Here is a 12,307-nt window from a genome sequence, read left to right as displayed (position 1 = left end):
TAAATTGTCTATCAAATTATCGAAGGGCAAGCTTAATAAGTTGCTCAACCGATAAGCCCTCGCCCTCTTTCTTGATGATAGTATCCAAACTCTTCTCGGCGACGTTTTTAGGAATACCCAATGTTACTAAAGCTGCCAATGCCTCTGCACGAACTTTATTGCCCGAAGGAACCAATAAGGTGGTTTGGGTTCCTCCTATAAGTGCTTCTTTCTTCAATTTATCCTTCAACTCAATAATGGCTCTTTGTGCGGTTTTGGCGCCTATTCCTTTGATACTTTGAATCGTTTTGACGTCTTCATTTACTAATGCCTGTCGTATTTCGCCTGATGATAAGGACGACAGCATGATTAGCGCAGTATTGGGACCTATACCCGATACACTAATCAAATCTAAGAATAATGTTTTTTCATCAAACTCTTTAAAACCATACAAAACATGAGCATCTTCTCGAATATTGAGGTATGTATAGAGTTTACAGCGTTCTGTGCCATCTTGAAGTGCGCTGTAAGTTTGTAGAGATATCTTGATTTCGTATCCTACTCCTTGAACATCAATAATAACAAAAGCAGGATCTTTGTGAGCGAGCTTACCATCTATATAGGCAATCATAATTCTAATTGTTTGAATAATAAAGTTTGATGTATAGCCAAAGAAATACTCCTATTCAACTCAATAGGGTTATTTTATGCAGAATTGTGAAATGAACTACTCAAGTTTGCTGAATCTTTAACCAAATCTCTAATAATACTATACAAAATCATACCAGTTTATTGCGTACGAAGGAGCATTTTTTGTACCAATAAAGCAATAAGGTTGAATAAGCCCTGAGTATTTACATCTTTCAAAAATACAGAAAAAGTCCGCATAAGCCAAATTTGCTTAGATACGGACTTTTGTAAAATACTTTTGGGGAAAATAATCTTTTTAGGATACCCTTAGCTTCATCCCTGCTTTCACAATATTTCCTTTTATCCCATTCATTTTTTTCAATTTTTCTACCGAAATACCTCCATAGCGCTGAGAAATATTCCAGAGGGTATCGCCTTCTTCTACAGTATGAAACTTGATTTTCCCTTTTCGAATATTCTCTCTATCCTTCGTATTAGAACTAGCGTATTTCTCTGAGCTTGTAACAGCATTCTCTTTGAAAATCACCAAAGTTTGACCTGTCTGAATTCCTGATTTACGAAGTTTATTCCAAATTTTCAAATCATAAACCTCTACATTGTATTTGTCTGCAATCGCAAATAGATTATCACCTTTACGAACTTTATAGGTAATTTTCTTTGGTTTACGTTTGATTACATCTTCAACATCGTCTTCTATGAGTTGTTCTTTAGCCTTGTTGGGTATCGTAGCTATTGGAACCGAGTCTTCCTGTGTTTGCGACTGATTAGCTAGCTCTACCCCTACTGTAATCAGGTTATTGGGTATTTTGGAAGCCGAGTCCATAATCATAGAACGATTAGATTTGAAATAAGCTAATTCGTTTTTGGGAAGCCTAAGCGAAAAATTGCGAGTATTGTTAGGTAAAATATGAGTAAGTATATGAGGATTTAACTTTTGGATACTTTCCAAATTGATATTTGCCATGGTGGCTAATTTATCTAAATCCAAGTAAGAGTTAATCTGAATCGTATCGTGTTCAATTGCCAATTCATAATTTTCGGGAACAATATCATGTGAGTCTGCGTGATTCATCATATATAATATACCAATATATTGCGGTACATATCCACGAGTTTCTTTTGGTAGGCAGTTATAAATATCCCAAAAAGTTTGTCCACCATTACATCTTCTGATGGCACGGCGCACATTACCTGGCCCGGTGTTGTAAGCTGCCAAAACCAAATGCCAATCTCCAAAAATATTATACAATTGACGCATATAGCGGCAGGCTGCCTCTGTAGCCTTTTCAGGATCAAAACGCTCGTCTACATAGTCATCTATCTTTAGTCCAAAATCTAATCTCGCAGTTTTTGGCATAAATTGCCATAAACCACCAGCACCCACGCGTGACATCGCCCTAGGATTTAGTCCAGACTCTATCAAGGACAAGTACTTAAGCTCATCGGGCAATCCGTATTTTTTAAGATATTTCTCATAAAGTGGGAAATACATATCTTTTCGTTCGAGCATAGTTTTTGTAAACGAAGGTTTACGAAAAGCAAAATACTCTACAAACTGATGTGTAATGCTATTGTAAGTAAGTGGAATTTCTTTTTGAAGAGCTTCCAAACGAGGCTTTACGATGTTGGGGTCTATCAACCACGTTGGTTCAACAATTGCAGGCGGAGTTGTAGCCTGAGGATAGACTGGCTTTGCCGAAAGCGTGTCTACTGTACTTTGATTTTCGGTATTCGATGAGGCTGCCGATACTTGTGCTTGGCTGGAGACTCCAACCAACAACAGAGAACCTGCCAAAATCGAACGGAATGTAGTCAATATCATCTAATTCATTAATAAAGATTTAAGGAATATATTTCTTTGGCGTGTTAATTTTCTCACTACTTTTGGACAAAATGAGGAGTATCTAAAACACTTTTCTATGTTGAATTTCTTTTGGCAGCGTAATTATCCAGTCTTTTCACCTATCTATATCTTTGGATATTAAACAAAGTTACTGATTTTTAACTAAGTAAACCACACTTTTATTGTACCTCAAAAACAAAGTATTGAATTATTACAAGAAACATTAAGAATACTTCAATTTTAGAGGAATTTCTAAACTTGTCACTGTATGTATCTGTGGGGTTATAGAAAATTGTGTAGACCAAACTATCTCAAGAAACAAAAAGTCTAACATCAATCTAGTTATAGACTTATGTTAGACTTAAAGTTGAGTTATAACATACTCTTTTTGAGTAGTGTTGCGCTTAAGAAATATGTCCTTAATAAAGGCTTTTAGCAAAACTTAACAATGCCTCCTCTTGGAAAGCACCTGCCATAATCTGAAATCCAATTGGCATACCTTCTGCATCAACACCATTCGGAATAGATATGGCTGGTAAGCCCACAACATTGGCTTGAACGGTAAACAAATCACCCAAATACATTTGAATAGGATCTTCTGTTTTTTCTCCAATTTTGTAGGCAGTAGTTGGGGTAGTTGGACATACCAAAAAGTCATACTGAGCTAACAACTGGTCAGTATAATCTTTGATAAGTCTTCTTACTTTTTGAGCTTTTGTATAATAGGCATCATAATAGGATGCACTCAAAACAAAAGTTCCCAACATGATTCGTTTCTTTACTTCTTTCCCAAAGCCCTCAGCTCGAGATTTTTTGTACATCGACATCAAGTCTGTAGCTTGATTAGAACGATGACCGTATTTGACGCCATCAAATCGAGACAAGTTTGAGCTTGCCTCTGCCGTAGTCAAAATGTAATAGGTTGGCAAAAAATATTTTATTAGAGGAAACTCTACCGCTTCTACGGTGTGTCCTGCTGCTTTCAAAGCTTCTAATTTGGCCAAAGTAGCTTCCCTAACCTCTGGCTGAAGCCCAGGGCTATCCACTGCATCTTTCAAATAACCAATTTTTAGGTTTGTGCTTGAGGCGCTCAATTTCGAATATTCAGGTACCGCTAGAGTCGAAACTGTACTATCTTGTTCGTCTTTACCAGCAATAATTTCTAATAAAATGGCAGCGTCCTCCACTGATTTTGTGATTGGCCCTATGCAATCAAAAGACGAAGCATAGGCAATCAGCCCCCATCTTGAGACCCTTGTGTAAGTTGGCTTCAACCCAACCAAACCACAAAAACCAGCAGGCATTCGTACCGACCCACCTGTATCAGTACCTAGAGAGGCGAGACACATATCAGCTTGTACCGCAACCGCCGAACCACCAGAAGAACCACCCGCCACACGATTTTCGCCAAGAGCATTAAGACAGGCTCCGTAAGCTGAATTTTCGTTGGTAGAACCCATCCCAAATTCATCACAGTTTTGTGAACCAATGATGATGGCATCTGCCTCTATCACTCTCTGAACAGCCGTGGAGGTAAACTGAGATTCAAAACCTTCTAAAATTTTACTTCCTGCTGCTGATGGATGGTCTTTGTAGCATAAAAGGTCTTTTATACCTATTACCATACCTGCCAATTTCCCAGCGGTTCCTGCTTTGATTTTTTGATCAATGATATCAGCCTTGGTTAAGGCTTCTTGATCAAACACTTTCAAAAACGCATTCAGCTGGTTATTTTTTTCAGTAATATTTTGAAGATAAAATTCAACGAGTTGGCGACAGGTAAGCGTTCCTGCATATAAATCAGCTTGAATACTCTGTAGTGATGTATAGTTTTTCAAGGTAACAGAAAGTAAAATAATGGTAATAACTATAAAAAACAAGAGCATAGTCAAGAGAGCAATGCAGTCTCGACTATGCAATTTTGTAAGGTAATAAGTACAAGAAAACAGCTAGTTAACCGCTATTTTCGGCATTTTGAAAAGCGCTACTTGAGCTAAAGCTTTCCAAAAATAGCCAATGCTATTTTGTATCGTCCAAACCTTTTGTAATTTGATCTTGAACGTCTTTTTGAGCGTCTTTGAATTCTTTGATACCTTTACCCAATCCTTTCATTAATTCAGGCAATTTTTTTCCACCAAAGAATAACAACATAGCTAAGCCAATCAACAATAATTCGCCGCCGCCTAAACCGTTCAAGAATAATAAGATTGAAGTCAGTTCCATTTCCGTATTGAGTTAAAAATTTTTGTAAATATACTTAATGATTTTGGATTATGGACTTTAATTACCCGATATTTTGGGAATTAAGCCCTTGATAAGTTTTAGTTTATCTACTCACGATTGAGGTCTTGAAAGAGCTGATTTCGCTCCCATGCCTCAAAATTTTCGATATCCTCTTGCAATGCTCTAAACAACCATAATACAATCGCAAGGTCGTCTGTCAGGCCAATAATGGGCAAAATATCTGGAATTACGTCTAGTGGCGAAACAAAGTAAATCAAAACTGCTACAATTTTGAGAATTGTTGGCCAAGGTACTATACGGTATTGTCCCGATACATACGCTTTTACCATCCTCGACAAAGTAGTAAGCTTGTCGGTTAGGACCTGACCAACCCCTTTATTTTCTTTGTCAGCAACCTCTTTTGCTTTGGAAAGTACCTCTCTTAATAATTCCAACAGCGCCAAGCTACCCATGGCATATTTGTTGGCCTTCTTGGTAGCACTCTTAAAAAATATTGAATTTAAAACTTTCGAAGCCAAATCTTCTTGTGCCATATTTTTTATTTATTTAACAGAACTTGGGCACTAATTTATCTATATTTCGCTTAATATAGTATAGCTAATCTAGGAAATACATACCCCTTAATTTTTAGCGAAAGTTAGTAATTTTCGAACTGTAGTAAAACTGAAAACGTAAGAACTGCTCATTTTGATATACAAACGTATAGATTCATATTTAAAAATGACAGAAATCAATTGATAATCAAAATATTGCTTAATATCACACCTTGATTTAGCTGAATTTAAGGTCTTAATCGGGCAAATATACCATTTAGCAACTTTCCTATAAAAAATTTACATAATTTTAGAAATCTATGTTTTCAGAATGCCTAAATGCTTTACATTTGTGAGGGTCTTGCTACAAAGACTTCCAATGCAAAAATGTATAGGTTTGAGCAAAATTCAAGGCATTGTTCTCCATTATGAAAGCATTGATTGAATCATTCTATTTAACAAAACAATTAATCAAAAATCATCATGTCTAAAATAACTGTCGTAGGTGCAGGGGCCGTGGGTGCTACTACTGCCGATAACATTGCTCGTAAAGAATTAGCAGACGAGGTCGTTTTGCTGGATATTAAGCAAGGGTTTGCAGAAGGAAAAGCCTTAGATATGTTCCAAACAGCTGCGCTATTGGGCTGGGACACAACTTTAACTGGTGTTACGAATGATTACTCAAAAACTGCTAATTCAGACGTAGTTGTGATTACGTCGGGGCTTCCACGTAAACCAGGAATGACACGCGAAGAGCTCATCGGGGTGAACGCTGGCATTGTAAAATCGGTAGTGGATAATATCTTGCAATATTCTCCTGATGCCATTTTTGTAATCGTATCAAACCCAATGGATACCATGACTTATTTGGCTTTGAAAGCTTCTGGACTTCCCAAAAACCGTATTATCGGTATGGGTGGTGCTTTGGATTCAGCTCGCTTCAAATGCTATTTGTCATTGGCCATGAATGTTTCTCCAAACGACCTTCATGCTACTGTGATTGGCGGTCATGGCGATACTACTATGATTCCATTGAAGCGCCTTGCCACATGGAATGGTACGCCTGTAGCCAACTACTTGGACAGCGCGACGCTTGATAAAGTGGCGGCTGATACAATGGTAGGTGGTGCTACGCTGACGGGTTTATTGGGTACTTCGGCTTGGTATGCCCCTGGTGCGGCATCGGCAGCAGTGGTTGAATCAATTATTCGTGACGAAAAACGTGTTATTCCTTGCTCGGTGTTGCTAGAAGGCGAATATGGACAATCAGATATTTGTTTGGGTGTACCAGTAGTTCTAGGGAAAACAGGTTGGGAAAAAATCATTGATTATAACCTCAACGAAGAAGAACAAGCCTTATTCAGCAAATCAGCTGATGCAGTTCGTAATATGAATAATGTACTTTCAACACTTAGCTTGTAAGTAAATATTAGAAAAAAGAGGTTGTCTGAAATCAGACAATCTTCTGTTACTTGATACCAAAAAAGCGGTCAGAAAACAATTTCTGACCGCTTTTTGTTGCTATGCTCTTTCCTTTTAATGAGCTTTTGTACAAAAATTTATTTTGCATCGGGAGCAAAATCTAGCCTTGTGACAAAATACTCTGTATCTCCCATCCACGAAAATTTCATATATCTCTGTTCATAATGCAAACGAACACGCTTACCTGTAAGCATCGCATCTTCTAACTGCTGGACAATTTTCGCATCGTTGTTGTCGACTGTAAATGCCCACATATTATTTACCATATTTCCGACTTGCCCTTGTGCACCTACATTGAGCTCGCCCTCAAAGGTTTTGAACAACACCCCTTTTTTAGAGAATTTTGAAACCACACCAGCTCTTTCGCCCTCAGAATAAGAAACTTTAGTGAGTAAAAAAGACCCGACAACCGCCATGAGTCCGATACTTATTATACTGATAACTACTTTTCTAAAAAAGGCACTTGTTGCTTTTTTTGCGGCGTCGAATTGTTCGTTGAATGCCATACTTGTTTGGAAGTTTTATGTTAAAATTATCTTGCTGTTTAGTAAGATGAAGCTTTGTTTTATGCAAAAAGCTTCATCTTTAAACTTCGTATTTCGTTCTTATTTTTCGAAAAGACCAATATGATAGCCTTTCCAAATTTGCGAAACTTTAGGAAGCTTTACAATACATCAGACGAGATAAATTCAAAAGAATACTATTTTGAACGAATGGCAATAACTGGGTCCATTCTGGCAGCAGACCACGCTGGGATAATTCCAGATAAAACCCCGATAATGGTAGAGGTAAATAAGCCCCAGAAAATATTTTTAAAACTTAAAATCAAGGTCAACGAGCCTAATGGCACAAAAGATAATAGCCAAACAATACCAATCCCTACCAATCCACCAATCAAGCTTAATAATACTGACTCGAAGAGAAACTGAAAAAGGATAAAATAATTTTTAGCTCCTAATGATTTTTGAATACCAATAATATTGGTTCTTTCTTTTACAGAAACAAACATGATATTGGCAATCCCAAAGCCACCAACCAATAACGAGAACAACGCAATAAAGAAACCGCCAATATTTAGTTGAGCAAAAATAGAGTCAAAAAACTTGACTGCGCCATCTAATCTATTAATCGAAAAGTTTTCTTCTTGAGTTGGTTTCAAACCGCGTCTACCTCTCATCAAGCCAGTAACTTCCCCTTCTAGGGTTTCTTGCCCATTGTCCCAGTCAAAAGCCTTAATAGCAATATCAGGCTCAGGTTGGTCTTTTTGAAAAACATTGGCATAGGTGGTGTAAGGAATATACGCTCTATCATCAGGCGAACCACCCAAACTAATCAGGTCTTCACCCTTCAATGGCATGGTACCAATAACCCTAAATTTGATTCCATTTACTTTTATTTCTTCGCCAATTACATCGTTTTGATTTGGAAATAAAGCTGCCTTAACCTTGGCGCCAAGAATAATGGAGAAGGCCGAATTGTCTGTTTCATTTGGCATAAAATAACGTCCTTCTCCAACTGGTACGTCGGAGATTTGGTTATAATCATAACTTACCCCAGCCAAACGCACCTCCATACTATTACTTTTACGCTTAATGGTAGTCATTCGGCCATCCATAATCGAAATGGCTTGAGCATTTTCTAAATTTTCCTTCAAATATTGGTACTCGGCATACTTCATGTTGGGTCGGTTGATGTATTTCCACCAAGGATAACTATTACTCATAATCCAAGGCCATTTGCCCACATACACAACCCCTTTTCCAAATGAGTCAATCTGGCTCCTGATATTCATGTTCATAGAGTCAACTACTGTGAACACTGCTACAATAGAGAAGATACCCACCGTTACACCAAGCAACGACAAGGTAGTTCTGAGTAAGTTGGTGCGTAAAGCTTGCCACGCAAAGCGAAAGCTTTCAAAAATTTGTCGAAGAAACTTCATATATGCTGTAAGATGAATAAACGTATGAAGACACCCTTTATAGTTTTCTCATAAATGGTAATTTAAAATTACGAGAGAGTGTTTCGAAATCAAATTAAGAAATGACCAATAGCACTTTCTGACAACATGAGTGGTAATATAAGTTTAAGACTGGAAATAAAGTTGAAAACTTTGTTCATTATTGCAAAGGCAAATCCTAAATTTACGGTCGGTTTTACCTACTCACTAACCGATTCTTTCATTAATGGTCAAATGACATGAAAGATTAGTGTTGCTAATCCTAATGGCTCAATAGCATGTCAAAAAAGCTTACGATTTCTAATTTCAAAGACTTGCAAGTCAATTTTGCAGGTGAGTTATTCTATGATAATTCGGCAGAACATCAAGCCCAAAAGTTGATTTACTCAACAGATGCTTCGGTTTATCAAGAAAAACCTATCGCTGTAGCTGTACCCAAAACAAGTACAGACATCCAAGCACTCATTCAGCTGGCGAATGAATATCAGGTAACCTTGATTCCTCGTTCGGCAGGAACTTCCTTAGCTGGGCAGGTAGTAGGAAAAGGAATCATTGTTGATATTTCGAAATATTTTAATCAAATATTGGAAGTCAACCCCGAAGAACGATGGGTGAGAGTTCAGCCTGGGGTTATTCGTGACGATTTGAATGCTTTTTTAAAACCCTACGGATTACTTTTTGGCCCTGAGACCTCCACGTCGAGCCGTGCTATGATTGGGGGAATGATTGGAAATAACTCTTGTGGACTTCATTCGATAGTATGGGGCGATACCCGAACTCATCTACTCGAAGCAAAGGTTTTGTTGAGTGATGGCTCCGAAACAGAATTTAAGGCTTTGGATAAAAAAAGTTTTTATGAAAAAGCAAGACTCTCCACCCTTGAAGGGCACATCTATCGAGAGGTACATCGAGCCCTCAACAACCCTCTTATTCAAGAGTCCATTGAAAATGCCTTTCCCAATAAAAATCTTACTCGACGCAATACAGGGTACGCTTTAGATATGCTGAGCGACAATGAGATTTTTCAACCAGCTTCTCATCTGTCTTTCAACTTTTGTAAATTACTTGCAGGGTCGGAAGGAACACTGGCGTTTGTGACTGAAGCAAAACTTAAGCTTCTTCCCCTTCCTCCTACTGAGACAGCTTTGGTTTGTATTCATTGTAATTCTATTGGCGAATCGCTTCATGCCAATCTTATTGCCCTCAAGCACCATCCCATGGCTTCCGAACTGGTTGATAAATATATTCTTGATTTTACCAAAGGACATCATGAATATCATAAAAACAGGTTTTTTATAGAGGGCGACCCTCAGGCCATCTTAATGGTAGAGTTTATGGCAGACACACAAGAGCAACTCACTCAAATGTGTAATGCCATGATTCAGGATTTGAAAGAGGCTCATTTGGGTTATGCTTATCCAATTATTAGAGGTGCCGATACCAAGCCCGCTTGGGATGTCAGAAAAGCTGGCTTAGGGCTTATCCGAAACCTTCCGGGCGACACTCAGCCTGTTAATCTTATCGAAGACTGCGCAGTTGCTCCCGAACATTTACCAGCCTACATAGATGAATTAGGTTTACTATTAGAAAAACATGGCCTCAATGCTTCATACTACGCTCATGCTGGAGCAGGCGAACTGCATGTCGAGCCTATGATTAATCTCAAAACCGAAGAGGGTAAACAGCTTTTCAGAACGGTATTGGCTGAGACTGCCGCTTTGGTTAAGAAATATGATGGTTCTTTGAGCGGCGAGCACGGCGATGGTCGTTTGCGTGGTGAGTTCATACCATTTATGATGGGTAAGGAAGTTTACGATTTGTTTAGAGAAATCAAAAATATTTTTGATAGGAAAAAAGTTTTCAATGCTAACAAAATTGTAGATACCCCTCCAATGAACGAATTCTTGCGTTATGAAGCAGGAAAAGTACCCAATAAAGTTGAAACGATTTTTGACTTTAGTAAACAAGAGAGTATCCTACGCTTAGCAGAAAAATGTTCGGGTTCTGGCGATTGCCGCAAAACAGAGGTAACTGGCGGCACCATGTGTCCAAGTTATATGGCCACTCGTCAAGAAAAAGACACAACACGAGCGAGAGCCAATATTCTTCGACAATTCTTAACAAACTCCACACAAAACAACCCATTCAATCATCCCGAAATCAAGGAGGTTATGGATTTGTGCTTGTCTTGTAAAGGCTGCAAAGCAGAATGCCCATCTCAAGTAGATATTGCCAAAATGAAGGCAGAGTTCTTACAGCATTTCTACGATGAAAATGGTATTCCTCTACGTACAAAAATGATTGGAAACTTTACCAAATCGCAAGCTTTGGGAATGAATTTTCCAAAAATTTATAACTTTTTTGCCCAAAATACCTTTACAAGTCGACTTATTAAAAAGACGTTGGGCTTTGCTCAGGAACGTAGTCTACCTACCTTAGGAGACATTACCTTGCGCGAATGGCAACTAAAGCGCTTGAAAACACAGGCTAAACGTCAAAAAAATAGTATTAAGCCATTAAACTTCAAAGCTAGCAAAATCAGAAAACAAGGAAAGGTATACCTTTTCTGCGATGAGTTTACCAATTATAATGATGTAGAACTTGGCAAAACTACCATCAAATTACTAACCGCCTTAGGATACGAGGTTCATATTCCTGAGCATATCGAGAGTGGTCGCACTTATCTTTCGAAGGGAATGGTAAAAGAAGCTCAGAAAATTGCGATTCAAAATGTAAAATTATTAGCAAAAGCACTCGAAGATCAGAGTCCCATTATCGGTATTGAACCTTCGGCAATTTTAACTTTACGGGATGAATACTTAGATTTGGTACCACCAGAATACCGTGCAGAAGCAGAACTAGTTGCTGATAATACCTATCTTATCGACGAATTTTTAGCACAAGAAATCGACAAAAAACGTATTTCATCAGATTGGTTTACTAAAGAAAAACGCTTGATAAAACTTCATGGACACTGTCATCAAAAGGCGCTTTCTTCAATGATTCCAACCAAAAAGCTCCTTTCTCTACCCAAAAACTTTGAGGTACAGTTAATTCCTTCTGGATGCTGCGGAATGGCTGGCTCTTTTGGCTATGAAGAAGAACATTATGAAACATCCATGAAAATTGGCGAACTCGTCCTTTTCCCAACTGTGCGCCAGCAGCCGCAAGACGTACTAATAGCTGCCCCAGGTACTAGTTGCCGTCATCAAATTAAGGATGGCACGGGTCGTATAGCCTTGCATCCCATCGAAATATTGTGGAATGCATTGAACGAATCTTAACCCAGATTCGGTAATAAAATTCTGCTAAGGATATTTTCTCTAAAACATCTTAAGATAATACAAAGAGTTTTTCAAGCATTTGTATTATCTTTAATGGTATTTTTCAGAAACGTATACAAGTAGACCACAAGTCGTCATTTGCTTATTTTTATGAGAGAATAACGCCTAATATATAGTATTTTTGCATAATTTAAAATTTCAAGTGCTTTTAGCGAAGTATCATATTTAAGAAAGTAGTCATGCAGAATAAGATTTAATTTATGTGTTTTAGGGAACAGGCAACAGGCACAAGGCAAAGAGTGTTAAAATGTTTTTAACGACCACGGACAGG

Annotated in this window: 9 protein-coding genes; 2 read left to right on the top strand and 7 right to left on the bottom strand. The window is 38.0% G+C overall.

Annotated elements, in window-relative coordinates:
• Positions 1-16 precede the first annotated feature (16 nt).
• From ruvA to ACOVQ4_RS13875, 5 genes are all read right to left on the bottom strand, one after another.
• Complete coding sequence (ruvA, locus tag ACOVQ4_RS13895; protein ID WP_421821229.1) at positions 17-610, bottom strand: Holliday junction branch migration protein RuvA; 594 nt, start codon at positions 608-610, stop codon at positions 17-19.
• A gap of 315 nt (positions 611-925) precedes the next feature.
• Entirely contained in the window at positions 926-2,452 is a 1,527-nt protein-coding gene (locus ACOVQ4_RS13890; protein WP_421821228.1) for a LysM peptidoglycan-binding domain-containing protein, read from the bottom strand.
• 440 nt (positions 2,453-2,892) lie between these two features.
• Positions 2,893-4,311 carry an Asp-tRNA(Asn)/Glu-tRNA(Gln) amidotransferase subunit GatA gene (gatA, locus tag ACOVQ4_RS13885; protein WP_421821265.1) on the bottom strand — a complete coding sequence of 473 codons (1,419 nt, stop codon included), beginning with the start codon at positions 4,309-4,311 and terminating at the stop codon, positions 2,893-2,895.
• Between the two features lie 181 nt (positions 4,312-4,492).
• A complete protein-coding gene (locus ACOVQ4_RS13880) occupies positions 4,493-4,696 on the bottom strand; it encodes a Sec-independent protein translocase subunit TatA/TatB (RefSeq protein WP_421821227.1) in 204 nt (67 codons plus the stop codon).
• A 107-nt stretch (positions 4,697-4,803) separates the two neighbouring features.
• Complete coding sequence (locus tag ACOVQ4_RS13875; protein WP_421821226.1) at positions 4,804-5,250, bottom strand: YkvA family protein; 447 nt, start codon at positions 5,248-5,250, stop codon at positions 4,804-4,806.
• 483 nt (positions 5,251-5,733) lie between these two features.
• Between ACOVQ4_RS13875 and mdh the strand changes: the two genes are divergently transcribed.
• Positions 5,734-6,672 carry a malate dehydrogenase gene (mdh, locus tag ACOVQ4_RS13870; protein WP_421821225.1) on the top strand — a complete coding sequence of 313 codons (939 nt, stop codon included), beginning with the start codon at positions 5,734-5,736 and terminating at the stop codon, positions 6,670-6,672.
• A gap of 137 nt (positions 6,673-6,809) precedes the next feature.
• Here mdh and ACOVQ4_RS13865 read toward each other — a convergent pair whose 3' ends face one another.
• Both ACOVQ4_RS13865 and ACOVQ4_RS13860 read right to left on the bottom strand, forming a co-directional pair.
• The gene (locus ACOVQ4_RS13865) at positions 6,810-7,238 is read right to left on the bottom strand and encodes a hypothetical protein (protein ID WP_421821224.1); all 429 of its coding nucleotides are present in this window, start codon (positions 7,236-7,238) and stop codon (positions 6,810-6,812) included.
• Positions 7,239-7,432: 194 nt separating this feature from the next.
• Positions 7,433-8,674: an ABC transporter permease gene (locus ACOVQ4_RS13860; RefSeq protein WP_421821223.1), complete on the bottom strand. Its 1,242-nt coding sequence runs from the start codon at positions 8,672-8,674 to the stop codon at positions 7,433-7,435.
• Between the two features lie 296 nt (positions 8,675-8,970).
• On the opposite strand from ACOVQ4_RS13860, the gene ACOVQ4_RS13855 reads away from it, so the two are divergent.
• A complete protein-coding gene (locus ACOVQ4_RS13855; RefSeq protein ID WP_421821222.1) occupies positions 8,971-11,976 on the top strand; it encodes an FAD-binding and (Fe-S)-binding domain-containing protein in 3,006 nt (1,001 codons plus the stop codon).
• Positions 11,977-12,307: the final 331 nt, after the last annotated feature.

Origin of the sequence: Flectobacillus sp. (assembly GCF_049240685.1) — a bacterium.
Lineage (GTDB): Bacteria > Bacteroidota > Bacteroidia > Cytophagales > Spirosomataceae > Flectobacillus.
This window is presented reverse-complemented; position numbering and strand designations above follow the sequence as displayed.